Here is a 25,233-nt window from a genome sequence, read left to right as displayed (position 1 = left end):
GCCTTCGCAAAGGATCGGCGACCAATGGATACATTGCCCGCCAACATACCCGGCTTCGTCTGGGCCTACCGCTTTTCGCCGGGTGAAAAGACGGCGGTGCGGCTGAATAACAGTGCGACGGTAGCGGATCTGACCGCCGACGATTGTTTCTACTGGCTGCACCTCAACCTTGTCGACGCCCGCGTGCCGGCATTGCTCGAAACCCTTACCGGGCTGACGGAGGATGCGAAATCGGCGCTGACGACGCGTGACACGCATGCAACCATCACCGTCGACGAGCAGATGCTCTACGGCACGCTCGTCGACTGCCAGCGCGATTTCGCTGAGGACACCAGCAATCTCGGCTGGCTGCATTTCGCCATGTCCGACCGCTTCATCATCACCACCAGGCTGCAGCCGCTGCGCAGCGTCGAGCGGGCGCGGGCGCTGATCGAGAAGAATCCGGGCAAATTCTCACGGCCGGTCGATCTGTTCGAACTGCTGGTGATCGAGTTTCAGCGCACGCTGATCGCCATCGTCATCGAGCTCACCGATGAACTGAACCTGATCGAGGATTTCGTCTACGACAACGCGCCGCGCGACGAACGCCGACGGCTGGCGCCGGTGCGGCGCACCGTGGTCAGGCTGCACCGGCATCTGCGCACGGTGCTGGCGCTGATGCGCCGCGCGGCGGCCGCCGACGACGACGAAATGCCCTTCGGCTTCGACGATGTGGCGCGGCGGCTGACGAGCCGGCTGGAAACGGTCGACCACGACATCTATGCGCTGCAGGACCGGGCGCGCCTGCTGCACGAAGAAATCGACTCGAAGCAATCCTCCGAGACCAACCGCCACCTCTATCTGCTGTCGATCATGACGGCCTTCCTGCTGCCGCCGACCCTGGTGACCGGTTTCTTCGGCATGAACACCGCCAACCTGCCCTTCGCCGTCGGCGACTACGGCACCGAATACGCCGTCGCCCTCATCGTCGCCTCGATCGCCTTTGCCTGGTGGCTGCTGCGGCGGGTGGATATTCTTTGAATTGAGACGTGCGGTGGGTGTTGGCAATTCCGCTGCTATTCAGCAAACGTCACCGTTCTAGCCGCAGAGATTGCCCCACGCTCCGTCCTCCTCGGGTTTGACCCGAGGAGGACGGAGGGTGGGGTTACGTTCGGCGAAACTCACGGTCGGCACAACGCAATTGCGCGACGCTGCGCGTACCCCACCTCACCCGGAACGGTTCTTGCACGGTTACTAATACATTTACCGTGGGGAGGCCAATTGTCATGGAATGGTGCATATCCGAAGAGTTCGTCCCTCTGATGCTCGTTGTGAGTGGGCCGGAAAAATACAAGCTTGTTGCAAGCCTTGTGCAGGCTGCCGAGATGCTGACGGTTGGCTGGCCGATCGACGATGGAGACGAATATCTCATTGCGATTAGGGCATGCCGGGATGCGATTCGTGGGGAAATTCCGGCTGACGACGCGCGAGCAGCGCTGATCCGTGCCGCCGACGAAGCTGGCATGTCGGTGATAACAGCCGTTCACTGAGTTTTTCGCAGCCGACGATGAAATGGTTCACCGGCTTTCATGCCAGCGCCCTCTCGTTGCGCCGCATGCGCAGGTCCATGAGCGGTTGCTGACGGAAGCCCGTCCAACAAAGTCGCGGCGCATCGTATCTCGGACCACGGGCGCTTCTGACCCGGATATCCCACGGAATTAGGGGCAGAGCTTCCCCCACCCTCCGTCATCTCGACTCAAGCCCGAGGAGGAAGGAGGGTGGGTGATGTTTCGGCCAATTCCTCCGCCGAAGCAACTCGCGTCGCGCTTGCCTCACCTCACCTCAATACGGCGAATAGCACTGCTGGCGGGGGCCGTTATAGGGCTGGAACGTGTTGTCGTAGGCGCGATAGGAGCGGTAGCGGTTGGCGCACCAGGCGACGTGGCTTGAACCCATGCGGGGCGCGGGCTCGACATAACGCGGCTGGGCGACAATGGCGCCGCCGATGACCGCGCCGGCGCCGAAGGCGGCGAGCGGGTACCAGTAGCCGTTATAGTGACGATAGCCCGGGCGGTAGTAGGAATATCCGCGATAGCCGCCGTAATAGCCGGGACGGTAATAGGCGCCGGGGCGATAGCCGGGACGGTAATAATCACGGCGATAGTAGCGGCGGTATTGGACATTCTCGACGGCGGAGGATTTTTCCACCTGCGGGGCGGTCGGCATCTGGATTGCCTGCGACGGCACGAACCCTGTCAGAACGACGGCGGCAGCCAGAACTGCGGTCGCGATCTTGTTACTCAAACCGAACATTCTTCTCTCCCATTCAACAGCGGTAACCGCCTGCTCAGCAACGCTTTCGTGCCGGAATGGTTCCGAAAGCGGCCGGGGGGCCGGCTGCTTTCGTATTTTTAAAGAAATCGATCTGAACCGGGCATTAACCGGGACGGAGCCCGTTCAATCCATCTCTTCCGAAGTGTGGTTAGGCAACGGCAGAGATCTTGGCCTTATCACCCTGCAGACGGTTGACCATGAAGTTCGAATACCATTCGAGGAACTGCATGACGCCCCCCTCGTGCAGGGAAGAATAGGGGCCGGGTTCATAGGCCGGAGAGTGAATGCCGAAGGCGTTCTCCTCGACGATGCGGCGGTCCTGGTCGTTGGTCTCGGTCCAGACGTGGGTCAGTTCCTCGAGATTGTAATCCACGCCTTCGACGGCGTCCTTGTGGACGAGCCACTTGGTCGTCACCGCCGTCTCGTTGGCGCTGAGCGGCAGCACCCGGAAGGAGATGGCATGGTCACCAAGCAGGTGGTTCCACGTCGTCGGATAGTGGAAGAGCAGCATGGTGCCGATACGGTCAATCGCGATATCGTCGGCAATCCGGCGCTTGACGGCCGGCTTGCCCGACATGGTGTAGCTCTCGGCATCCTCGATCAGCGGCATGCGGGCGGTGCGGAACTGGCCGTCCGGCGAAATCTGGAACTTGCTCGGCAGGCCGGCGGCCTCGCAGCGCGCCCAATGGCCGGCAATTTCCGGATCGTCGGCGCCGCCATCCGTGCCGGTGACGCTCGGGGCTTCGGGATAGGTGCGGCAGAGTTCGGGGTGATTGGCGGCGCAGTGATAGCACTCGCGGTTGTTTTCCCAGACGAGCTTCCAGTTGCCCTTCTCGATGATCGTGCTCTGGAAGGCGACCTTGCTCTCGCTGATCCGGTGCGGCGCGACATAGGGCTCGATCTTGTCGCGCACCGGCTGGAAGTCCGGAGCAGTGTCGGCAAGGCAGATGAAGACATAGCCTGCGACGATTTCGCAATGGACGGGCTTCAGGTTGAAGCCGGTCTTGTCGAAATCATCGCCCATGTGGCGGGCGAAGGCGAGCTTGCCTTCGAGATCGTAGGTCCACTGGTGATAGGGGCAGACCAGACGCACGGAGGAGCCGTGCTCCTTGGTGCAGACGCGCGAGCCGCGATGGCGACAGCTGTTGTGGAAGGCGCGGATGACATTGTCGCGGCCGCGGACGACGACGACGGGGTAGCTGCCGATCTGGACGGTGAAATAGGCGCCCGGCTTCGGCAGCTCGCAATCATGGCCGATGAACAGCCAGTCGCGATAATAGATCATCTCCATGTCGAGCTGGAAATAATCCTCGTCGATGTAGAATGGCCGCTCGAGGCTGAAGCCCTCACGGCGGTTCTTGAGCTGACGCAAAACGTTGTTGCGAATATCCATCTTCATGTCCTCGTGCACCCGGCGGAAGCGCGCCCGCTTCCTTCTCCTTCGGGAGAATTGTTCATGGCGCCCATTTAATCACCTGGACCCATTTAATCACCTGGCATCTCTGCCGCTCGGTTGTAATGCGACATCGGCTTCGAAATTGACGACAGGATGCGGCAGGGCTTAAATTCGCTGACCCGGTCGATCGCCTCGGCCGACTCTGCCGGCAATTATCGTCAATTGCGACATGGCGTAAAGACCCGATCCACAAAGAGGCCCGCGGCCCGATAGAGACCGCCATCGCATTTGCGACATGGGCCGATATCTGCCTGCCACGCGGGCGGCAACCCGCACCATTTTAACACCGCCTTAAGCATACGGTCCTATCCTCATCATGATCCGAGACCGACGAAGCACGCGAACCATGGCCAAACTCCGTTATTTCGACGCTAGAGATGCAAGCAGATCGCAGGAGCGGCAGCCGATTGCCGCGCATTCCGAATTTCTGCGCACCGGCCGCATCCCCCGCGAGCGGCGGCACTGGCTAGCCGAGGAAAAGCGCTATTTCACCCATGACGAAGTCGCTGCAAAGACCGGCCGCAAGCTGCAGGTGGCCGGCGAGAAGACGCATCAGCACATCAACGGCTTTCACCACTCGATCCAGTTTCCGAAGATGATCTTTCACCGGACGCTGGAGGACAGCCCGCATCTCGGCTATTGCCACGTCACCGCAGCACGGACGAAGTTCGCCCATTACGAAGAGGTCAGCTGGGCCTTCTACATCGCCAATTTCTATTCCGACATCGGCGAGAACGACAATTTCTTCGAACGCATCGATGTCGGCTATTCCCGTATGTATTTCGCCGTCGCCATCAAGGCGGGCGAGAACTCCCAGGAAAAGATGAGCATCGACCGGTCGGTGCGCGGCAACGGCCTGCTCTTCCGCACCCACGATCCGCAGGCGGCGATCCGCAACATCCTGCTGCTCGGCGCCCGCAACGAACAGCTGCGCGAAATCATCCGCCAGCTGTGACGCGTACGCATGGGTGAGACCAACAACGCGATTGATCGCAAGCAGCGGAAAGCCTAATGACTGCCGGGACCAAAGCATCGGGCAGCACATGGCACGCATCATCGACATAGAGGCAGACAGGCGGGCAGCACTCGAGGCGGCCTCAGCCGCTCTTGCCGACGGCTTTGCCATCGCCATCCCGACCGAGACCGTCTACGGCCTTGCCGCCGACGCCACCAATCCGGCGGCGATCACCCGCATCTACGAGACCAAGGGACGGCCGCGCTTCAATCCGCTGATCTGCCATATGGCCGATCTTCAAATGGCCGAGGAGCACGCCGAATTCGACCCCGTCTCGCGGGCGCTCGCCACGGCCTTCTGGCCGGGGCCATTGACCCTGGTGCTGCCGCTGAAACCGCAAAGCCCGATCCATTCGCTGGCGACCGCCGGTCTCGACAGCGTCGGCGTGCGCGTGCCGAAAGGTTTTGCGGGCGCCCTGATCGGCGCCTTCGGGCGGCCGCTCGCCGCCCCCAGTGCCAATACGTCGGGCGCCGTCAGCGCGACGAGTGCGGCCCATGTCGAGGCCGATCTTGGGGCGAAGGTCCCGTTGATTCTCGATGCGGGCCCCAGCACCGTCGGTGTCGAATCGACCATCGTCAAGGTGGAGGGTGACCGGGTGAGGCTGCTACGCCCTGGCGGCCTGGCGGCGCGCGAGATCGAGCGGGTCGCAGGCCGGCCGCTGCTCCGGGCGAAGACGGCATCGGCGGCGATCGAAGCGCCGGGCATGCTGGCCTCGCATTACGCGCCGGGCGCTTCGGTGCGCCTCAATGCGACGACGGTCGAACCCGGCGAAGCGCTGATCGCCTTTGGCGGCGCGGCCGTCTCCGGCACAAACAGTGCCCGGATCGTCCTCGATCTCAGCCCGCGCGGCGACTTGGCGGAGGCGGCGGCCAATCTTTTCGACTATATGAAGCGGGCCGATGCCAGCGGCGCGTCGAGCATCGCCTTCTCAGCCATTCCCGAGGAGGGGCTCGGCGAAGCGATCAACGATCGCCTGCAGCGGGCGGCGGCTCCGCGCGACTGACAGACCTGATCAAATCGACGAAGGACCGACCCCGATGAGCAGCACCGGCATTTCCACCGAACTTCTCGACCGCTTCGCAGCCATCGTCGGCGACAAATACGCGCTTCGGGGCGAGGCCGATCTTGCACCGCATCTGATCGAGAACCGCGGGCTCTATCACGGCGCCTCCCCTCTCCTGCTGAGGCCCGGCTCGGTCGAGGAAGTCTCCGATATCATGAAGCTGGCGACCGAGACCGGGACGGCGATCGTGCCGCAGACCGGCAATACCGGTCTCGTCGGCGGCCAGACGCCACGCGCCGGCAAATGCGATATCATCCTGTCGCTCGAGCGCATGAACCGGATCCGCGATGTCGATCCGGTGGCGAACGTGCTGGTGGCCGACGGCGGCGCCATTCTGGCCGAGGTGCAGAAGGCGGCCGAGGCGCATGGGCGGCTGTTTCCGCTGTCGCTCGGCTCGGAGGGCTCCTGCCGCATCGGCGGCAACCTCTCCACCAATGCCGGCGGCACGGCGGTGCTGGCCTACGGCAATATGCGCCAGCTCTGCCTCGGCCTTGAAGTGGTGCTGCCGACCGGCGAGATCTGGGATGGCCTGCGCCGCCTGAAGAAGGACAATACCGGCTACGACCTGCGCGACCTTTTCATCGGCGCCGAAGGCACGCTCGGCATCATTACCGGCGCGGTGCTGAAGCTGTTTCCCCAGCCGCTCGGCCATCAGGTGGCATTCGCCGGGCTGAATTCGGTGGCGGATGCGCTTGGTCTCTTCAACCTTGCCTCCAGCCTCTGCGGCGCCTCGCTCACCGGATTCGAGCTGATGCCGCGTTTCGGCGTGGAAATCACCGCCCGCCACATCGACGGCGTGCGCGATCCGCTGGAGGCGGCCTACCCCTGGTACGTGCTGATCGACATTTCGACATCGGACTCGGCCGAAACGGCGGAGCGGATGATGAACGGCGTGCTCGAACAGGGTTTTGAGGCCGGGCTGGTGCTCGATGCGGCGATTGCCGCATCGGTGGCGCAGCAGAAGGCCATCTGGCACATGCGCGAAAGCATGTCGGATGCCCAGAAGCCGGAAGGCGGCTCGATCAAGCACGATGTTTCCGTGCCGGTGTCGCGGATCCCGCATTTCATGGCCGAGGCCGAAGAAGCCGTCATGGCGGCGATGCCCGGAGCCCGCATCTGCGCCTTCGGCCATATGGGCGACGGCAATATACATTACAATATTTCCCAGCCGGTCGGCGCCGACAAGGCCGCCTTCATCGCCCGCTGGCGCGAAATGAACCACATCGTGCATGAGCTGGTGCTCGCCCATGGCGGCTCGATCTCGGCCGAGCACGGCATCGGCCAGCTGAAGCGCGACGAATTGGCGGCGATCCGCCCGGCCATCGAAATCGAGCTGATGCGCCGCATCAAGCGCGCCTTCGATCCGGCCGATATCATGAACCCGGGAAAGGTGGTCAGCCTCGAGGTGTGAGGGTGGCGGTCACGGGGTCGCCCCTCATCCGCCTGCCGGCACCGACCGGGGTCGAGCCACGGGTCTCGACCCGTCCTTCGGACCCCCGCTTGCGGGGCGAAGGGCATATGCAGCGATCTCTCCGTCCCTCGCCCACCTCTCGCAGGGCACGTCCCCTCGCCCCGTTTTTTACGAGGAGAGGATGAGGGGCAAACTATTGAAACTGAAGGGTAATTATGACTGCGTACCGCCGCCGGTCAGGATCTGCAGGGCCGGCGATTGCTGGGTGGCGTTCTGGACGTCGTACATCGCGGTGAAGCGGCGCAGCAGCTTGTCGACCTTCTTCGGATCCTGGAGATCCTCGAGCTTGACGAAGCGATTGATAAGGTCGGCCTGCTTGGCAACGTCCATGCCCGATATCTGCGAGGGCAGGCTGTAGGCTGTCGTGATCACCTGATACAGCGCCTTGTCGCCGAGGATCGAATAGATCGAAGTGATGCTCGGGGCCTTGCGGCTGAAATAGAGCGCCAGGCGCACACCATCGTTGCTTTCGCCCTGCTGGGCTTCCAGCGTCTGCTGGACGAAAAGCTTCTGGGTGTGATCCTCGGCCGCCTTGTTCTGGATGGTGCCTATCTTGGCGCGGGTCAGATTGCCGTCCTTGTCGAAGTTGAAGGCGGCGACGATATCCTGGAAGCGGGCATCGGCCTTGGCGTTCAGGTAGCTCTTCTTGTCGTCGGGATCTGACGTGAAGATCTTCTTCAGCGTCGCCTTGTCGTAATCCTTCGGGTCGAGGTTATTGGCCTTCAGCACCAGACCGGTCAGACGGCTGTCGTCGAGGAAATCGTCGAGCGACTTCACCTTCGCCATGCCCTTGGCGAAATAATCCACCTCGGCCGTCGCGTCCTTCGATGCCTTGTCCTTTACCGGGCCGGCCTTCAGCAGCATGGTCATATGCGCCTTGTAGTCGGTGGCGTATTTGGCCATGGTCGCGTCGGGCAGCGCCTGGAAGGGTGACGCCGCCTTGCCGTCGGGGCCGAAGTTGAAGGCCCGGGCAAGGTTGGTGATGCGCTCGTCCTTCAAGGAGGCGATATAGCCGTCCGGATCATAGGCATCGCTCGTCAGGATCTTGCGCATCATCGAGCGCGGCACCTCCTGGTCGGTCAGACCGAAGGCCTGCAGCGCCACATGATAGGGATCCGGCAGTTTGTCGTTGCTCTTCTTGAAATCGGCCGCGGAATTGGTGCGCAGGAAATCGTTGACGGACTTGATCTCGGCAGTATCGAGCAGGCTGGTGCTGTCGGCCATCATGCTCGAATAGTTGGACACAACCTCGTCGATCGCCTCGTCGCGCTCGTCGTCATAGCGCGCCATATAATTGTCATTGGTGGTCTGCGCCTGATCGGCCGTCTGGACCGAGCTTACGACCGGCAGCGAGCCATCGGCGGCGAAGTTGAAATCGGCGTTGAGATCGGCATATCCGGCGGCCGAGGCGGCGGTCGCATCGGTCAGGAAGCTCTTCAGATCGGCGTCCGAAATATTGGACGGCAGATTGTAGGTGCTCTTCAGGAAATTGGTTATGGCGGGATCGGCGATGAGATCGTCGACATTGGCGATCGTCGCCATCCGGGCGGAATAGTCGTCGGTGCGGGCTCCGGCAGCAATTTTCGTGTTGGTGATCTGTGCCGCCGTCTGCGCCTGCATGCCATCCTCGAGCGTGCCGTCCGCCTTGAAATTGAAGGCGGCGGCGACGTCGGCATAGGTGCCGGTGCCGCTCTGATCGGTCAGGATGGCGCGAAGAGCGACGTCGGTCACGGTGGACGGGATGCCGAAGGCGTTGCGGACGAAATTGTTGAGCTTCTGGTCAGCCAGCAGCTGATCGACGTTCGAGATCCCGGCGATGGTCGACTGGTAATAGACCGCCGCGCTGTCGGCCTTGCTTGATGTGCTTGCGCTTTGCGTAGCCGTCTGCGAGGCGTAGAGGGTGGCGACCGAACCGTCCGTCTTGAAATTGAAGAGATCGTGGACGTCGCTATAGCCCTGGGCGCTGGCGGCGGCGGGATCGACGAGGAAGGTCCTCAACGTCGCATCGGAGACGCTGTCGGCGATCTGCATGCTGGTTCTGAGATAGCTGACCGCGACGGGATCGGACATGATGTCGTCGACATTGGTGACATTGTCGATCATGGCGTTGAAGTGGGCCGCGTTCGCCGCCGATTTGTCGGTGGTCGACTTGCGCTGCGTGTCCGTCTGGATCACCGCACCGTTGATCGAGCCGTCGGCATTGAAGTTGAAGTCGGCATTGATGCCGGCCTTCCCCTGGGCGGTGGCATAGGCCGGGTCGGTCAGGATGTTCTTCAGCTCGGCATTGCTGAAATCCGTCCCGAGACCATAGGCGTCCTTGATATAGCGCGCCATGTTTCCATCGGCGAGCAGGTCGTCGACATTGGTGATGCCGCTCGATTGCGAGGTCACCTTATAGTAGTTGGCGGTCTGCGACGCCGCCGACGACAGCTTGTTCGCCTGGTCGAGCGTGCGGACGCGCGCCGTGTTCGAGGTCGAACCGTCCGACTTGAAGTTGAAAGCGTTATAGACATTGGTAAAGCCCATCAGCTGGGCATAGCCGGGATCGGTCAGGACCGTGCGGAGCGCCGCCGCAGTGAAATCGGCGCCCATGCTGTAGGCCGTCGTGATGTAGGAGATCAGGCGTTTGTCGGCGACCAGATCGTCGACGTTGGTGATCGTGCCGATCTTGGCGGTATAATAGGCCTTGTTGTAGTCGGCCGCCGTCTTGTTGACGTAGACGACGTCGGAACCGACCGAATTGTCGATGATGACGGACTGGGAATTCAGCGTATAGGCCTCGATGACCGAAGCCTTCTGCGCCGCGGTCTGGGCCGTGCCGGTGACCGTGCCGTCGGCGTTGAAGCTGAACTGGGCGGCAAGCGCCTTGTACTTGTCGCCGCCCTGCGTGTTGACGAAGCTTGCGGGGTCGCTGAGATCGCTCGTCAGCACCTGGCGCAGAAAATCCTTCGACGCATAGGTGGGATCGATGTTGAAGGTCTTCAGCACATAGGTGCGAAGCCTTGTGTTGTTGACCAGATCGTCGACGCTTTGCACGCTGTCGATATTGTTGCCGTAATAGGTGCTCTCGGCGGTCGCCGCCTTGTCGGCGTCGACGAAGGACTGCTTGTAGAGGCCGATGAGATCGTCCTCCTGCGCGTCCGTCTGCACGTCCTTGTCAGGCGCGTTGAAATTGAAGGCGGCCGCGAATTCGCGGTAGCGTGTATCGGAGAGCTTGTTGGCGTAGCTGTTGGGGTCGGTGAGATCGCTTTCCAGCACCTTCTTCATGAAGGCCTTGGCGTAGGTCATGTCCTCGAGGCCATAGGCCTTCATCGCATAGCTGTAGAGCTTGTAATCGCCGAGGAAGTCATCAACATCAGTCACCTTGTTGATATGGTCGGCGTAATACTGAGCGTCCTTCTTGACCGTCGCCTGGGACGCGACCTTGTTCAGGCTCGACGTCATGTCCTTCGACAGGATCGTGTAAGCGAGGGAAGCCGTGATCATCAAACGCGCCCTTCTCGGCAAAATCTCTAAAAGAACGAACTGCTGGTAAGCATATTTTGCCACAGAAAGCTTACCTGAGCCTTACCTCAGGATGCATCACTTCAGCACAGCATGGCGTTCACCTTCCGGAAACCCTGCCGGATTCGGTTTTGATAACCATCTGAGGACGCAAAGTTTTCTTAACCGCAATTTTTAAGCTGTACGGAACGGCAGGCCCCTATTGTCGGCCATAGAGGACGAAAAGTCCCAAGGAGAAGACCGGAAATCGGCTCTCAGGTAAGACAAGGGTAGAATGACATGAACAATCCCGTAATGAAGCCCGCCTGGGCTGGTACGACGCTGCGCCTCGATCCGTCCCGCTTTCCGCAGCAGGTCAGCTACGCCATCCATGATTGTTCGGATGACGTGAATATTACCATAGACGAACGCGGTGCGGTCCTGCGCAAGGTCCTCCCCTCCAGCGGCCTGCCGCTCTCGATTGCGCTACCGAAGCGCGTCTTCCAAGGTGTCGCCGCCCGCGCCATCGACCATGGCGACGGCGAAGTTACCGTCACCCTCGAACTCCATCATGCCGATCCGGAGCTCTGCATTCCGCTGCTCGTCGCCCATGATCTCAGCGATATCGCCGCCGACTGGCGCGGCTGGTCGGAAGCTTTCCGCATTCCGATGCTGATGGTCGAGGCCGACGGTGTCGCCCGGCCGCTCGAAGACCATATCGGCGGCTTACGCACCAGCGATCTCAAGCCGCGCCGCCGCCATTCCTACTTCGCCAACCGCCGCCCGCGCTTCCTCGTGCGCCGCACCACCGGCCAACTCGGCGTCGCCATGCGGATCGAGGGCAAGGAAATCATCGCCCGCAACTGAGCGATTTCGCGACACTTCGTTTTCGCACGCATTTGAAACCCGGCGCCCGCGCCGGGTTTGTCGTTTTACCATCGCTGCAATCAGGGCCCCAATCAGGGAATCGCGAAGAGCAGCGAAATGAAGAGGCCGAAGAAGATGATCAGGCCGACACGATTGTTCGACTTGAAGAGCGCCAGGCATTGGGCGGCATCATCGATATCGAGCCGAACGATCTGCCAGGCAAACATGCCGGCGGCGCCGAGCAAGGCCAGGAAGGCGATGAGATTGGCGCCGGCGAGCGCGAAAGCGGCAAACATCAGCACCAGCGTCAGCCCGTAAAGGCCGATCAGCCATGCCCTCGTCCTGTCGCCGAAGAGGCGCGCGGTCGAGCGGACGCCGATGAGTTCGTCGTCCTCCTTGTCCTGATGGGCGTAGATCGTGTCGTAGCCGATCGTCCAGGCGACCGAGGCGGCGTAGAGCAGGACGGAAGCAAAGGAAAGCCCGCCCAAAATGCCGGCCCAGCCCATCAGCGCGCCCCAGGAAAAGGCAAGCCCCAGGTAGAATTGCGGCCAGTCAGTGAAGCGTTTGGCATAGGGATAAAGCGCGACGATGCCGAGCGACAGCAGGCCGAGGAAAACGGTGAACCAGTTGAACTGCAAGAGCACGAAAAGCCCGACCAGCGCCTGCAGGCCGATGAAGATCTTCGCATGGGCGCGCGTTACGCGGCCGGAGGGCAGCGGACGCGAGCGCGTGCGCGCCACTTCCATGTCGATCTCGTGGTCGACGAGATCGTTATAGGTGCAGCCGGCACCGCGCATGGCGACCGCGCCGATGAAATAAAGGAACAGGTGCGACACCAGCAGGCTGCCGGAATAGAGCCCCTCGCCGATCGCCGCATTGGCGGCAAGGGTCGCCGACCAGAAACACGGCCACATCAGCAGCTGCCAGCCGATCGGGCGATCCCAGCGCGCGAGCTGCGCATAGGGCCAGAGCCATGGCGGCAGGATCCGGTAGACCCAGTTGTCGGAAGGTGCGTCGGAGACGCGGTCGTTGAAATCGCCGGAATCTTGCATGCCGCCATCTAGCGACCGGCCGGCGATCCGGTCAAGAAGCGATCTCTCCGTCTTATGCATGTCGTTATCCCGGAACCGCGCACACTTCCGGGCGACATGCATTGGATCACTGCAGGGAGAAATTGAACTTGTAGGTCGCCGAAACGCCGATCACGATCTGGTTCTTCGAACCGCGGTCGCGCACCAGGCTGCTGTCGGCGGCGGGACCGGCCAGCCGCTTATATTCGAGGAAGGAGCTGGCCGAGAGATTTTCCGTCGCCTTCCAGGTGATGGCCGTTCCGGCGCCGTAGGACTGGATGCCCGACGACGGCTTGTAAGGATCAAGGCCGCTTGCCGCGGCATGTTTGGCGCTGACGCCGTAATAGGCGTCGTAATAGCCGGCGGTGGCAAATGTCGCGCGCGGGCCGCCCGACAGCTGCAGGTTGGGCGCGATATCGGTGAAGGCATCGACGGCGAGATCGGCGACGATGCCGTCGTGGGAACGAATGCCCTGGCGGACTTCGGCGCGGGCGCGCAGGAAATCTGTGGGGTAAACCTCGACGAAGCCGCCGGCTTCCGCCCCCCATTTGACCTTCCTCAAGCCCTTCAGGTCACTGTCGTCACCGGCATCGCGCGACGGCACGAATTTGCCGACGAGGCCGGCGCGGAAGGCGCCCTTGTCGATGAGGGCGAAGGACGGGTTGTCGTTGCGCGAGGAAAAACGCGGGCCTGCACCCTGGCGGCCGACCGAGATCAGCGGGCTGAACTTGAATTCATTATGCGACGAGCCTTCGAATTTCGGCGCGGAGAAGCCGGCGACGCCGACGCTCAGATACCAGTCGCCGGACCAGAAGGGCTGGCCGCTTTCCTGCGCGAGCGCCAAAGCTGGGGATAGAAGGGCAATAGCCAAAGAGATCGATACGACTGATCGATGAGACACGTCCGCACTCCAGAAAACGCAAAAACAAAGCCGCGGAGAGCGGCGATGGCTACATTTATCGTGAGGTCGTTACCCCAATGTTAACCACGGGGGACAAAGGACGCTATTGAAAGTCATGCCGTGCGGGCCACCCGGCTGATGGCATCCTAACTCTGGTTCCACCGGCGAATGACCGGCTCCGTCAGATCATGTTCGTAACCGAGCACGCTGATAGAAGCCGTATCCAGCACGAAATGCGCGCCGCCTTGCGGCGGCAGGCCGAGCCAGCGGGCGGCGAGCACGCGCAGGAAATGCGAGCTTGAGAAGATCAGGATGCTGCCAGCCGCCTCGCGAAGCGCGTGGATGATGCTGTCTGCACGGGCGCCGACGTCGGCGGCGAATTCGCCATCCGGGCAGCCGTCGCGAAAGAGCTGCCAGCCGGGGCGCTCCGCCAGGATCGCCTTGGTGGTGATGCCTTCATAAGCGCCATAGTCCCATTCGGCGAGATCGTCGCGGATCACCGCACCCGATCCGAAGCCGGCGAGCGCGCAGGTTTTGCGGGCACGCGCCGAAGGGCTCGACCAGACGGCGGAGAAGGTGTGGCCGGCGAGCCGCTCGGCGAGCTTGCGGGCGGCGACCTCGCCGTTTCCCGTCAGCGGAATATCGCTGCGGCCGGTATGGCGGCCGGACAGGCTCCATTCGGTTTCACCGTGGCGCACCAGATAGATCTCGGGAAACGCACTGCTCATCGGCATGTCCTTTCATCACATCTCGCTGCTGCCGCTCAGAACGTCACCTTTTCGAGCGGCGGGCGCCTTGCCTCGAATTCCCTGAGCCTGGCTTCGTTTCGGGCGATATAACTGCGATTGTCGGGAACGGTGAACTGGTTCTTGGCGATCTGGACCTGCAGGATGAAGAGCTCATCCCAGCGGAAGCCCATTTCCGAGCCGGCCAGATAGAATTCCCACATGCGGAAGAACTGCTCGTCGTAAAGGGCCACCGCTTCGGCCTTGCGCGCCACGAAACGCTCGCGCCAATGGCGCAGCGTATAGGCATAATGCATCGGCAGGATTTCGACGTCCCTGACCAGGAGCCCGGCCTTTTCGAGCGGCGGCACGACCTCGCCGACGGAGGGGATATAGCCGCCGGGGAAAATATACTTCTCGATGAAGGCGTTGGTGCCGAAGCTCGGCTTCGGACGGGCGATCGAATGCAGCACCATGACGCCGTTGTCGTCGAGCAGGTCGGCTACCTTGCGGAAGAAATTGGGGTAATTGCCGATCCCGACATGCTCGAACATGCCGACCGAGACGATGCGGTCGAACTTCCTGCCGGTCATGCTGCGGTAATCCTGCAACTCGAAACGCACGCGCTCGGCAAGGCCGCGCTTTTCGGCGCGGCTGCGGGAAACCTTGAGCTGCTCTTCGCTCAGCGTAATGCCGGTGAAATCGGCGCCTTCGGTCGCCTCGGTCAGATACATGCCCATACCGCCCCAGCCGGAGCCGATTTCCAGGATGCGCTGGTTCGGCTCGAGCAGAAGCTTGGCGGCGATATGGCGTTTCTTGGCGAGTTGCGCCTCGTCGAGACCGATGCCGGCCGGTTCGAAATAGCCGCAGGAATATTGCCAGTCCTCGTCGAGGAACAGATCGAAGAGCTTGGCCGACAGGTCGTAATGATGGGCGACATTGTGCTTGTTGCGATTGACCGGCACGCGGCTCTTCAACTGCTGCCAGGCAATACGGCCGACGAGCAGTGCCGCCATCTTGAAATCGAAGATTTCATTGGTGGTGTTCTGTTTCACCAGCGACAGGAAATCGTAAATATTGCCCTGTTCGAGAATGAACCGGCCCTGCATGTACATCTCGCCGAGCTTCATCGTCGGGTCGCGGCGGATGGCGTCCTCAGCCTCCTGATCGGCAAGCCGGGCGACCACCGTGTCGCCGGTGCCGTCGCCGATCATGTAGGTGTCGCCATTGGCAAGGGTAAGTTCCAACGAACCCTTGCGGATGATTTGCTGGACGATCGAAAGGAAAGCCGACGCCATGGACGCCTCGCAAATGTGACAGGATGGTCACATCAACTTAGGCGATCTCTTTCGCCTTACAAGCGCCGGATTTAGCACTCTCGAAATTACGCTGCCAAACTGTTGCATTTTTGCCGATATGGCGGCTAAGCCTTTATTTTCGCTTCATGGCCTCGGCAAGGGCGGCGCCGAAAGCGCCCTGGCTCTCCGGCTTCGGTGCGGCCGGCCGGCGCTCGTTCTGCGGCCGCGAGCCCTGGTTCGCGCGAGAATCACCACGGGGCGGCGGCGCTGCGGAACCGTCGTCGCGTTTCATCGACAGAGCGATGCGCTTGCGCTTGGCGTCGACCTCGACGACTCGCACCTTGACGACATCGCCGGCCTTGACGACCTCGTGCGGATCCTTGACGAAGCGGTCGGCGAGCTGGGACACATGCACCAGGCCATCCTGATGCACGCCGATATCGACGAAAGCGCCGAAGGCGGCGACATTGGTCACCGTTCCCTCAAGCACCATGCCGGGCTTCAGGTCGGAAATTTCGTTGACGCCCTCGGCGAAGGTCGCGGTCTTGAAGCTCGGGCGCGGGTCCCGGCCGGGCTTTTCCAGTTCCGAGATGATGTCCCTGACGGTCGGCAGACCGAATTTCTCGTCGATGAACTGCCGCGGATCGACCGATTTCAGCATGGCGCTGTCGCCCATCAATGCGCGCAGATCGCGGCCGCAGGCGGCGACGATCTTCTTGGCGACGCCATAGGCCTCCGGGTGAACCGAGGAGGCGTCGAGCGGCTCCTTGCCGTTCGGGATGCGCAGGAAGCCGGCACATTGCTCGAAGGTGCGGCCGCCGAGCCTGGCGACCTTCATGAGGTCCCGCCGGGTCTCGAAACGGCCCTCGCTGTCGCGGTGGCGGACGATGGCATCGGCAATCGACGGACCGAGGCCGGAGACGCGGGAAAGCAGCGGCGCCGACGCCGTGTTGAGATCGACGCCAACGGCGTTGACCGCGTCTTCGACCACGGCATCGAGCGAGCGCGACAGCTTCTGCTGGTCGACGTCGTGCTGATACTGGCCGACGCCGATCGACTTCGGCTCGATCTTGACCAGTTCGGCGAGCGGATCCTGCAGACGGCGGGCGATGGAGACGGCGCCGCGTAGCGACACGTCGAGATCGGGAAACTCGGCCGCTGCGGTTGCCGAGGCGGAATAGACCGAGGCGCCGGCTTCCGAGACGATGACCTTGGTCGGCTTCGGCGCCGGCAGTTCGGTCAGCATGTCGGCCACCAGCTTTTCCGTCTCGCGGCTGCCGGTGCCGTTGCCGATCGAGATCAGCTCGACATTGTGCTTGCGGATCAGCGAGGCGAGTTCGATCTGGGCGCCGCGCACGTCGTTTCGCGGCTGGAAGGGATAGACGGTCGATGTCGCCACGACCTTGCCGGTGCCGTCGACAACGGCGACCTTGACGCCGGTGCGGATGCCGGGGTCGAGGCCCATCGTGGCGCGCGAGCCGGCGGGGGCGGCGAGCAGCAGATCCTTGAGATTGCGGGCGAAGACATGGATCGCCTCCTCTTCGGCCCTCTCGCGCAGTTCGCGCATCAGATCGAGCGACAGCGACATGGAAAGCTTGACGCGCCAGGTCCAGCTCGCGACCTCCATCAGCCAGCGGTCGCCGGGGCGGCTCGTCCCGATCTCATAGGCCGCGGCGATCATCCGTTCGACCGGCTTGTTCGGCGAGAGGGTCTCGGCGTCGGCCTCGATCGTCAGCGTCAGCACCTCCTCGTTCCAGCCGCGCAGCATGGCGAGCGCGCGGTGGCCGGGGGCGGTCGCCCAGCGTTCGGAATGGTCGAAATAATCGGAAAATTTTTCGCCCGCCGCCTGTTTGCCGTCGACGACCTTGGCCTTCAGCAGCGACGCCTGGCGCATATGGCCGCGCAACCTGCCGAGCAGGTCGGCATTTTCGGCAATGCCTTCAGCGATGATATCACGCGCGCCTTCGAGCGCCGTCTTCACGTCGGCCACATCTGCGGTGACGAAGCCTTCGGCGAGCCCCGCCGGTTCCCTGTTGCGCTCGGCAAGGATCGCCTCGGCAAGCGGGCCGAGGCCGCGTTCGCGGGCAATTTCGGCCCGCGTGCGGCGCTTCGGCTTATAGGGCAGATAGAGGTCTTCGAGTTCGGCCTTGGTTTCGGCGCCGGCCACTTTACCCATCAGTTCGTCGGTCATCTTGCCCTGACCGGTGATCGATTCGACGATCGCCGCGCGCCGGGCTTCGAGTTCGCGCAGATAGACCAGCCGCTCGGCGAGATTGCGCAGCTGCGTGTCATCGAGCCCGCCCGTCACCTCCTTGCGGTAGCGCGCGATGAAGGGCACGGTGGCGCCCTCGTCGAGCAGCTCGATCGCGGCTTTGGCCTGATCCGGCCGGGCATTGATTTCGGCCGAGATGCGGGCTGCGAGAAAACGAAGGTCAGCGGCCATAGGGTTTCCTGGGATTTCCTGTTTCGACGAAAGTTGCGGGACCATAGCGGCGAAAAGCGGCAAGGCAATGCCCGACTGTGGTTTTCACAGCGGAAGTTGAAGGATGGAGGATCATCGGCATTGTGCCGTGTGGCCCCCTCATCCGACCCTACGGGCCACCTTCTCCCCGCTGGGGAGAAGAGGGGAACAAGCCGCTTGCCTCTCTTTCCACTGCAGACGTTTCTAGGAAAAGGGACGTTGCCACGATTCCCCTTCTCCCCAGCGGGGAGAAGATGCCGGCAGGCAGATGAGGGGGCCATGCGGCAACACGCCTGCCAGGTCGCCCCACCCTATCGCCCTCTTCCGTTTTTGCGGTTGTGCAGATGCGGCATTCTTTGATAGCAGAAGCAACGTTTTGGATCGCCCTGCCCGCGGGCGCAAGGAAAAGTGTGACATGCCAAACCTTCTTCTCGAACTCCGCTCCGAAGAGATTCCGGCCCGCATGCAGCGCAAGGCTGCCGGCGACCTGAAGAAGCTCGTCACCGATGCGCTTGTCGAAGCCGGTCTTTCCTATGAGGGCGCCCGCGAATACTGGACGCCGCGGCGGCTGGCGCTCGACATTCACGGGCTGACGGCGCGCTCGGCCGACGTGCGCGAGGAGCGCAAGGGGCCGCGCACCGACGCCAACGAGAAGGCGATCGAAGGCTTTCTGCGCGGCGCCGGGCTGTCGTCGGTCTCCGAGGCGCAGGTGATCAGCGATCCGAAGAAGGGCGATTTCTACGTCGCGGTCATTTCGAAGCCCGGCCGCGCGGCCGAGGAGATCGTCGCCGAGGTAATGCCCGGTATCATCCGCGACTTTCCCTGGCCGAAGTCGATGCGCTGGGGCACGGCCTCTTCCAGGCCGGGCGCACTGCGCTGGGTGCGGCCGCTGCAGTCGATCATCTGCACCTTCGGGCCTGAGCACGAGGAGACTGTCGTCATCCCCTTCGAGATCGACGGCATCACCGCCTCAAACGTCACCTACGGCCATCGTTTCCACGCGCCCGAGCCGATCACTGTCCGCCGCTTCGACGATTATGCCGCGAGCCTGGAGAAGGCGAAGGTCATCCTCGATGCCGAGCGGCGCAAGGACATCATCCTGCATGACGCCCGCGACATCGCTTTTGCCAACGGTCTCGAACTGGTCGAAGACGAGGGCCTGCTTGAGGAAGTCTCCGGCCTCGTCGAATGGCCGCAGGTGCTGATGGGTTCCTTCGAGGAGGATTACCTGTCGATCCCCTCCGAGATCATCCGGCTGACGATCAAGACCAACCAGAAGTGCTTCGTCACGCGCAAGCAGGGCGAGGAAACGCTGTCGAACCGGTTCATCCTCGTCTCCAACATCCAGGCGCATGACGGCGGCAAGGAAATCGTCCACGGCAACGGCAAGGTGGTGCGGGCCCGGCTTTCGGACGCGCTGCATTTCTGGAAGCGCGATCAGGGCGACCTGCCGGATCTGGAGACGCTCAACGCTTCGGCGGCAAGGTTCGGCCTCGATCTGCAGAAGCCGCTCGACCAGCGTATGGCCAAGCTCGATGCGCTCGACGTGACTTTCCATGCCAAGCTCGGCACCCAGGGCGCGCGCGTCGCCCGCATCCGCGCACTGGCCGGTGAATTGGCAAAGATCACTGGCGCGGATACGGCGCTCACCGATCGCGCCGCCGTGCTCGCCAAGGCCGATCTGCGCACCGAAGCGGTCGGGGAATTCCCGGAACTGCAGGGCCTGATGGGCCGCAAATATGCGGGGCTGCAGGGTGAGAATGCCTCGGTTGCCGCGGCCATCGAGGACCATTACAAACCGCAAGGCCCGTCCGATCGTGTTCCCGCCGACAGGGTCGCGATCACCGTCGCGCTCGCCGACAAACTGGACACGCTTATCGGCTTCTGGGCGATCGGCGAAAAGCCGACGGGCTCGAAGGATCCCTTCGCGCTGCGCCGTGCCGCCCTTGGCGTCGTCAGGATCCTGCTGGAGCGCAATGTCAGGCTGCCGCTGCTGAAGCTGATGAGCCAGACGTCGCTGCTCGCCAAGACGAGCGGCGATGCGGTGTTTGCCTTCGCAGCCGATCCGGCCGAGACTTTCTTCGACCTCCTCTCCTTCTTCCACGACCGTCTCAAGGTCTATCTGCGCGACCAGGGTGCCCGCCACGACCTCATCGACGCCGTGCTGACTTCAGATGCCGACGACCTGTTGATGGTGGCCCGCCGCGTCGAAGCGCTGACGGCCTTCATCACCTCGGAGGACGGCAAGAACCTGCTCGCCGGCACCAAGCGCGCCACGCAGCTGCTTGCCGCCGAAGAAAAGAAGGGCACCGTGATCGCCGATGCCGTTTCGCCGGCGCTGCTGAAGCTCGATGCGGAGAAGGAGCTGTTCGCGGCAATCTCCGGTGCATCGAAAGAAGCGGCTGACGCCGTCGCCGGGGAAGATTTCCGCTCGGCGATGGCAGCCCTTTCCAAGCTGCGCGGCCCGGTCGACCGCTTCTTCGAAGACGTGCTCGTCAACGACGAGGACGCCGCCATCCGCGCCAACCGCCTCGCTTTGCTGCGGCTGATCCGTCAGGCGACGGGAACGGTGGCGGATTTCTCGAAGATTTCGGGGTGAGAGCCGGGTTTCGGCTGGGTGCTTGAGGGAGACGCAGTGCTTGCGGCCATGGGTCCTCGGGTCAAGCCCGAGGACGACGGAGGGTGGGGGAACGCATGCGTTAAATAGCGACGTGCGTGGTGGTATTGTTGGAATTGCCGCTGTCTGCCTCATTCCCGGTCAAAGCCGCCCGCTCGATTTCGCTGAAATTCCTCCGGACCTCTCGCCTCTTGCCGCTCCTTACCCCCACCCTCCGTCATACTCGGGCTTGACCGAGTATCCATGCCGCACGCGCTTCGCGTGATTTTTGGCTCCGGTCGGCGTCTAAAACAACACAGCCGCCGGAGAACCGGCGGCTGTGTTGTTTGGCAATACGAATGCCTGTCGTCCCGACGCCGTTTAAGCGGCGCGACGACCTTGATGCATGGCCGGGGCGGCGCTTTCGTCGCTGACGCGGAAGCCGCGGATCAGGTCGATCAGCTCGTCGGTGTCACTGGCGAGCGTTTCGGCCGATGCCGTGGTTTCCTCGGCCATGGCGGCGTTCTGCTGGGTGGCCGCGTCGAGCTGGTTCATCGACGATGAGATCGAGCGCAGCGTCGTGTCCTGTTCGGAGGCGCTGTGGGCGATCTTGGCGACGATTTCGTTGGCGGCCTTGATCTGGTCGGAGATGCGCTTCAGCGCCTCGCCTGCCTCGCCGACCAAGCGGACGCCGTGGTCGACCTGGCTGGAGGAGCGGGCGATCTGGTCCTTGATCTCCTTGGCGGCAGCGGCAGAGCGCTGAGCAAGTTCGCGCACTTCCTGGGCGACGACAGCAAAGCCCTTGCCGGATTCGCCGGCACGGGCCGCCTCGACACCGGCATTCAGCGCCAGGAGGTTGGTCTGGAAGGCGATCTCGTCGATGACGCCGATAATCTTGGTGATCTCCGATGACGACTTCTCGATGCCGCTCATCGCCTCGATCGCCTGGCCGACGATCGCATCGCTATGGGTGGCTTCGGTGCTGACCGAGTGGACACGCTTGCTGGCTTCGTGGGCGCCATCGGCCGTCTGGCGGACGGCGACGGTGAGTTCGTCGAGGGCCGCCGAGGTTTCCTCGAGGCTGGCGGCCTGCCGCTCGGTGCGCTGCGACAGCTCGTTGGAGGCACGGCGGATCTCTTCCTTGCTGGTGCCGATATCGCTGCCCTTGGCGCTGACCTTGGCCATGGCGGCTTCGAGATGCGACAGTGCATCGTTGAAGTTGTCGCGCAGGGCGGCATATTTCTGGCCGAGATCGGCGCAGCGCACGGTGAGGTCGCCGCGAGCGATCATCTCCAGCGCCTGGCCGATCGTCGCCACCACACGGGCCTGGAGGGCTGTCTCGTCCTGCTGCTGGCGCTGATTGTTTTCACGCTCGTTTTCCAGCGCCAGCTGCTGGGCCGCCTCGCGATCCGACATCGCATGGCGTTCGCGGATCTTTTCCTGCAGCGCCAGCGTGGCTTTCGCCATCTTCCCGATTTCATTGTTCATGGCCGTATGCGGGATGGCGATGGAAACATCCTCTTCGGCCACCGCCTGCAGGGCGGCATGGACGTTGTTGAGAGGGCCCGATATGCCGCGGATGATGAAATAGGCGGCGGCCATGGCAAGAAAGAACAGAACGATGCTGCCGGAGAGCGCGGTCAGGATCGTGCTGTCTATCTGCGCATCGAGATCGTCCATGTAGACGCCGGTGACGACGACGACTTTCCAGGGCTCGAAGGCCTGTCCATAGGCCGTCTTGCGGTAATCGCCGGCCGGCTGGCCCGGTTTGCTGGTGGAATAAAATTCGACGAGACCGCCGCCCTGCTGGCCGAGCTTGACCAGTTCTTCGCGATAGAGCTTGCCCTTGCTGTCCGCCTGCCCCTTCAGGTTCTGCCCGACTTTCGCGGCGTCGTAGTGAAACATCATCTGGACGTCGTAGCTATAGCCGAAGAAATAGCCGTCCGGATCGTATTTCATTCCGTTGACGGTGGCATAGGCCTGCTTCTGGGCATCCTCGAGCGTCATTTCGCCGGCGGTGACCTTGGCCTGGTAAAGCTTGAGAACGGAAACCGCCGACTGAACCTCGGCGCGGAGCATGTCATAACGCTCCTTGTAGATCGCATCGACCGAGGAGCGGATCTGCAGGGACGTGGCCACCGCAAAGGCGATCATCAGGCCGACGACCAGCAATATGAGCTGCTTCGATATTTTCAGATTTTTCATGATTCCTCGCAACGGGAACGGCAAAGTACATTCCGGTGCGGTCTTCTACCGCCTGTGCGAGCACGCCGAAGGGACGACGCGTCTACCGCTGCTAAATAACATGCTGCGACCGGCGAGGAAGCATCACCGCTTATCCCATAAGAAAGCTTTAATTTAACGAAAAACGATGCAAAGTTTCACTAAAAATCTGGGGTGGGAATTAAGCGGAAAACGCCGGACTTTGATCCGCTGGTCGTAGACCGATCGTTTTTCAAAGAGCGTCTCAAAGTAAGAATGCACCCCCGCTTCTCTTCGAGGGTGCATTCGGTCCACCCGAGGTGGAACCCCAAACGATCGAAACCTTGATCGGGCAGGGGCAGGGAACTTTAGAAACGCAGCTCGAATTCGGAAACGTTCAGGGCTGCCGGTTGTTCCGCCATGCCGGCCACAACAGGCCTGGCATCGCCGCCGATGACAGCCGCGGTCGTCGCGCTCATATCGATGCCATCCGCGGATGGGGCTGAAGGCGCGGCGGCGATCATCGCTTCCGGGGTCGCCTTGCTGACGAAGACGACGGGCGAGCCGCCCATCCAGCCTTCGGTGCGATAGATCTTCTTTTCGCCGCCGACATCGCGGACTTCACTCGCCTGGAGGACGCCGGGCTTCAGCTCCGGCACCGTATAGTCCTTTTTGACTAGTTCGGCCTGGAGCGGCGGGCAATCGGCACAGCGTTCGGTGACGATGCTGCCTTCAGTCCGCGGCGCGGTCTTGCCGACCACCTCGATCGAGGAGGCCATTGCCGACCCTGCCATCAGCAGGATTGCCGCACCGAGGAAAATCTGACGCATCAACGCACCTCCGTCTCACTATGGGAGCGGTATAGCGCAGCTTTGTTTCCATCCCGTCAGGGGAAAAGGTAAAGTTTTAAAGAACGCGGCGATTTATACTCTACAGCGCCGCGCGTCTTTTCAGACGCGCAAAGGACGCTGTAGCACTCTGAATGCTGCATAATTTTGTCCTTAAATCGATTCCGCTTTAAGGAATTATGCAGTGCCTGCGGCCGTTTCGCGCTCGATCGCCCGCCAGCCGATGTCGCGCCTGGAGAAGCCGTTTTCCCACGTCACCCTGTCGAGCAGCGCATAGGCGCGGTCCTTGGCCTCGGCGACCGTGCCGCCTGACGCGGTGACGTTCAGCACGCGGCCGCCGGTCGCAACCAATGCGCCGTCCTTCAGACCCGTGCCGGCATGAAACACCTTCTCACCCTCGCCTGCCTCAGGCAGCGAAAGGATCGGCGTGTTCTTTTCATAAGCGGCGGGATAGCCCTTCGAGGCCATGACGACGGTGAGGGCCGGATCATCGCTCCACTCGGCGCTCACCTGGTCGAGCGTGCCGTTGGCCGTGGCGAGCAGCAGCGGCAGCAGATCGCTCTTCAGCCGCATCATCATCACCTGGCATTCGGGATCGCCGAAGCGCACATTGTATTCGATGAGTTCCGGACCCTTCTCCGTGATCATCAGCCCGGCGAAGAACACGCCGGAGAAGGGATGACCGCTCTCGGCCATGCCGCGGATCGTCGGCTCGATGATCTCCTTCATGGTGCGCTCGACCATCTCGGCGCTCATCACCGGCGCCGGCGAATAGGCGCCCATGCCGCCGGTATTGACGCCCGTATCGCCCTCGCCCACCCGCTTGTGATCCTGGGCGGTCGCCAGCGGCAGTGCATGTTTTCCGTCGCAGAGGCAGAAGAAGCTCGCCTCTTCGCCGTCGAGATAGGCTTCGACGACGACTTCGGCGCCGGCGGCGCCAAAGGCGCCCTCGAAGCAGTCGTCGACCGCATCAAGCGCCTCATCCAGCGTCATCGCCACCGTCACGCCCTTGCCGGCGGCAAGACCATCGGCCTTGACGACGATCGGCGCGCCCTGAGCGCGGATATAGGCCTTGGCCTTCGGTGCATTGTTGAAGCGCTGGTAGGCGCCGGTGGGAATTCCGTAGCGGGCGCAGATATCCTTGGTGAAGCCCTTGGAACCTTCGAGCTGGGCAGCGCCGGCCGAGGGGCCGAAAACCACAAGGCCATCGGCGCGCAGCCGGTCGGCGAGGCCGGCGACAAGCGGCGCCTCGGGGCCGACGACGACGAAATCGATCGCCTTCTCCTTGCAGAAAGCGGCGACCGCTTCATGATCCTCGATATTGATAGGCACGAGCACGGCGTGTTCGCCAATGCCGGGATTGCCGGGCGCGGCGTAGAATTCCGTCATCAACGGCGATTGCGCCAGCTTCCAGGCGAGCGCATGCTCGCGGCCGCCCGATCCGATCAACAGAACCTTCATGCG

At 62.5% G+C, this 25,233-nt stretch carries 18 protein-coding genes; 7 read left to right on the top strand and 11 right to left on the bottom strand.

The genetic code is table 11. From position 1 onward, the window contains the following. The first annotated feature begins 24 nt into the window (after window positions 1-24). Together AF337_RS36900 and AF337_RS36895 are read left to right on the top strand one after the other, a co-directional pair. Window positions 25-1,020, top strand: a complete 996-nt coding sequence (locus AF337_RS36900) for a transporter (protein WP_049735998.1) — start codon at window positions 25-27, stop codon at window positions 1,018-1,020. A 245-nt stretch (window positions 1,021-1,265) separates the two neighbouring features. Then, window positions 1,266-1,529 (top strand): DUF982 domain-containing protein, encoded by a 264-nt coding sequence (locus AF337_RS36895; RefSeq protein WP_049735997.1) that lies wholly within the window; start codon window positions 1,266-1,268, stop codon window positions 1,527-1,529. A gap of 292 nt (window positions 1,530-1,821) precedes the next feature. Here the strand turns inward: AF337_RS36895 and AF337_RS36890 are convergent, their stop codons facing one another. Both AF337_RS36890 and AF337_RS36885 read right to left on the bottom strand, forming a co-directional pair. After that, window positions 1,822-2,292: a BA14K family protein gene (locus tag AF337_RS36890; RefSeq protein WP_049735996.1), complete on the bottom strand. Its 471-nt coding sequence runs from the start codon at window positions 2,290-2,292 to the stop codon at window positions 1,822-1,824. A 169-nt stretch (window positions 2,293-2,461) separates the two neighbouring features. Then, complete coding sequence (locus tag AF337_RS36885; RefSeq protein WP_049736048.1) at window positions 2,462-3,706, bottom strand: aromatic ring-hydroxylating oxygenase subunit alpha; 1,245 nt, start codon at window positions 3,704-3,706, stop codon at window positions 2,462-2,464. Between the two features lie 409 nt (window positions 3,707-4,115). On the opposite strand from AF337_RS36885, the gene AF337_RS36880 reads away from it, so the two are divergent. The 3 genes from AF337_RS36880 (at window position 4,116) to AF337_RS36870 (ending at window position 7,258) form a co-directional block, all read left to right on the top strand. Next, the gene (locus tag AF337_RS36880; protein ID WP_049735995.1) at window positions 4,116-4,724 is read left to right on the top strand and encodes a DUF6656 family protein; all 609 of its coding nucleotides are present in this window, start codon (window positions 4,116-4,118) and stop codon (window positions 4,722-4,724) included. Between the two features lie 88 nt (window positions 4,725-4,812). Further along, a complete protein-coding gene (locus tag AF337_RS36875; RefSeq protein WP_049735994.1) occupies window positions 4,813-5,787 on the top strand; it encodes an L-threonylcarbamoyladenylate synthase in 975 nt (324 codons plus the stop codon). Between the two features lie 34 nt (window positions 5,788-5,821). Then, window positions 5,822-7,258, top strand: coding sequence for an FAD-binding oxidoreductase (locus tag AF337_RS36870; RefSeq protein WP_049735993.1), 1,437 nt, complete (start codon window positions 5,822-5,824; stop codon window positions 7,256-7,258). Between the two features lie 213 nt (window positions 7,259-7,471). Here the strand turns inward: AF337_RS36870 and AF337_RS36865 are convergent, their stop codons facing one another. Beyond that, the gene (locus AF337_RS36865; protein WP_049735992.1) at window positions 7,472-10,804 is read right to left on the bottom strand and encodes a DUF1217 domain-containing protein; all 3,333 of its coding nucleotides are present in this window, start codon (window positions 10,802-10,804) and stop codon (window positions 7,472-7,474) included. Window positions 10,805-11,101: 297 nt separating this feature from the next. Between AF337_RS36865 and AF337_RS36860 the strand changes: the two genes are divergently transcribed. Beyond that, complete coding sequence (locus tag AF337_RS36860) at window positions 11,102-11,668, top strand: DUF6101 family protein (RefSeq protein ID WP_003588186.1); 567 nt, start codon at window positions 11,102-11,104, stop codon at window positions 11,666-11,668. 92 nt (window positions 11,669-11,760) lie between these two features. Here AF337_RS36860 and ubiA read toward each other — a convergent pair whose 3' ends face one another. The 5 genes from ubiA to AF337_RS36835 form a co-directional block, all read right to left on the bottom strand. Then, window positions 11,761-12,720, bottom strand: a complete 960-nt coding sequence (gene ubiA / locus AF337_RS36855) for a 4-hydroxybenzoate octaprenyltransferase (RefSeq protein WP_049736047.1) — start codon at window positions 12,718-12,720, stop codon at window positions 11,761-11,763. A gap of 106 nt (window positions 12,721-12,826) precedes the next feature. Continuing rightward, a complete protein-coding gene (locus AF337_RS36850) occupies window positions 12,827-13,639 on the bottom strand; it encodes a MipA/OmpV family protein (RefSeq protein ID WP_049735991.1) in 813 nt (270 codons plus the stop codon). A gap of 146 nt (window positions 13,640-13,785) precedes the next feature. Beyond that, window positions 13,786-14,367, bottom strand: a complete 582-nt coding sequence (locus tag AF337_RS36845) for a histidine phosphatase family protein (protein WP_049736046.1) — start codon at window positions 14,365-14,367, stop codon at window positions 13,786-13,788. A gap of 35 nt (window positions 14,368-14,402) precedes the next feature. Next, on the bottom strand, window positions 14,403-15,662 hold the full coding sequence (locus tag AF337_RS36840) for a cyclopropane fatty acid synthase (RefSeq protein ID WP_049735990.1): 1,260 nt from the start codon (window positions 15,660-15,662) through the stop codon (window positions 14,403-14,405). 133 nt (window positions 15,663-15,795) lie between these two features. Further along, on the bottom strand, window positions 15,796-18,105 hold the full coding sequence (locus AF337_RS36835; protein WP_049735989.1) for a Tex family protein: 2,310 nt from the start codon (window positions 18,103-18,105) through the stop codon (window positions 15,796-15,798). A 433-nt stretch (window positions 18,106-18,538) separates the two neighbouring features. Between AF337_RS36835 and glyS the strand changes: the two genes are divergently transcribed. Then, window positions 18,539-20,722 (top strand): glycine--tRNA ligase subunit beta, encoded by a 2,184-nt coding sequence (gene glyS, locus AF337_RS36830; RefSeq protein ID WP_049735988.1) that lies wholly within the window; start codon window positions 18,539-18,541, stop codon window positions 20,720-20,722. Window positions 20,723-21,100: 378 nt separating this feature from the next. Here glyS and AF337_RS36825 read toward each other — a convergent pair whose 3' ends face one another. The 3 genes from AF337_RS36825 to purD all read right to left on the bottom strand — a co-directional run bounded on the left by AF337_RS36825 (window position 21,101) and on the right by purD (window position 25,230). After that, a complete protein-coding gene (locus AF337_RS36825; RefSeq protein WP_049735987.1) occupies window positions 21,101-22,924 on the bottom strand; it encodes a methyl-accepting chemotaxis protein in 1,824 nt (607 codons plus the stop codon). Window positions 22,925-23,289: 365 nt separating this feature from the next. After that, window positions 23,290-23,751: a plant virulence effector HPE1-like domain-containing protein gene (locus AF337_RS36820; RefSeq protein ID WP_049735986.1), complete on the bottom strand. Its 462-nt coding sequence runs from the start codon at window positions 23,749-23,751 to the stop codon at window positions 23,290-23,292. A gap of 195 nt (window positions 23,752-23,946) precedes the next feature. Continuing rightward, window positions 23,947-25,230 (bottom strand): phosphoribosylamine--glycine ligase, encoded by a 1,284-nt coding sequence (gene purD / locus AF337_RS36815; protein WP_049735985.1) that lies wholly within the window; start codon window positions 25,228-25,230, stop codon window positions 23,947-23,949. Window positions 25,231-25,233: the final 3 nt, after the last annotated feature.

This window comes from Rhizobium ecuadorense, from assembly GCF_001187535.1.
GTDB classification, from domain to species: Bacteria; Pseudomonadota; Alphaproteobacteria; order Rhizobiales; family Rhizobiaceae; genus Rhizobium; species Rhizobium ecuadorense.
This window is presented reverse-complemented; position numbering and strand designations above follow the sequence as displayed.

Bases quoted from the DNA above. Each gene is read 5' to 3' on its own strand.
- AF337_RS36900 (WP_049735998.1), top strand. From the start codon at position 25: ATGGATACATTGCCCGCCAACATACCCGGCTTCGTCTGGGCCTACCGC.
- AF337_RS36895 (WP_049735997.1), top strand. From the start codon at position 1,266: ATGGAATGGTGCATATCCGAAGAGTTCGTCCCTCTGATGCTCGTTGTG.
- AF337_RS36890 (WP_049735996.1), bottom strand. From the start codon at position 2,292: ATGTTCGGTTTGAGTAACAAGATCGCGACCGCAGTTCTGGCTGCCGCC.
- AF337_RS36885 (WP_049736048.1), bottom strand. From the start codon at position 3,706: ATGGATATTCGCAACAACGTTTTGCGTCAGCTCAAGAACCGCCGTGAG.
- AF337_RS36880 (WP_049735995.1), top strand. From the start codon at position 4,116: ATGGCCAAACTCCGTTATTTCGACGCTAGAGATGCAAGCAGATCGCAG.
- AF337_RS36875 (WP_049735994.1), top strand. From the start codon at position 4,813: ATGGCACGCATCATCGACATAGAGGCAGACAGGCGGGCAGCACTCGAG.
- AF337_RS36870 (WP_049735993.1), top strand. From the start codon at position 5,822: ATGAGCAGCACCGGCATTTCCACCGAACTTCTCGACCGCTTCGCAGCC.
- AF337_RS36865 (WP_049735992.1), bottom strand. From the start codon at position 10,804: ATGATCACGGCTTCCCTCGCTTACACGATCCTGTCGAAGGACATGACG.
- AF337_RS36860 (WP_003588186.1), top strand. From the start codon at position 11,102: ATGAACAATCCCGTAATGAAGCCCGCCTGGGCTGGTACGACGCTGCGC.
- ubiA (WP_049736047.1), bottom strand. From the start codon at position 12,720: ATGCAAGATTCCGGCGATTTCAACGACCGCGTCTCCGACGCACCTTCC.
- AF337_RS36845 (WP_049736046.1), bottom strand. From the start codon at position 14,367: ATGAGCAGTGCGTTTCCCGAGATCTATCTGGTGCGCCACGGTGAAACC.
- AF337_RS36840 (WP_049735990.1), bottom strand. From the start codon at position 15,662: ATGGCGTCGGCTTTCCTTTCGATCGTCCAGCAAATCATCCGCAAGGGT.
- AF337_RS36835 (WP_049735989.1), bottom strand. From the start codon at position 18,105: ATGGCCGCTGACCTTCGTTTTCTCGCAGCCCGCATCTCGGCCGAAATC.
- glyS (WP_049735988.1), top strand. From the start codon at position 18,539: ATGCCAAACCTTCTTCTCGAACTCCGCTCCGAAGAGATTCCGGCCCGC.
- AF337_RS36825 (WP_049735987.1), bottom strand. From the start codon at position 22,924: ATGAAAAATCTGAAAATATCGAAGCAGCTCATATTGCTGGTCGTCGGC.
- AF337_RS36820 (WP_049735986.1), bottom strand. From the start codon at position 23,751: ATGCGTCAGATTTTCCTCGGTGCGGCAATCCTGCTGATGGCAGGGTCG.
- purD (WP_049735985.1), bottom strand. From the start codon at position 25,230: ATGAAGGTTCTGTTGATCGGATCGGGCGGCCGCGAGCATGCGCTCGCC.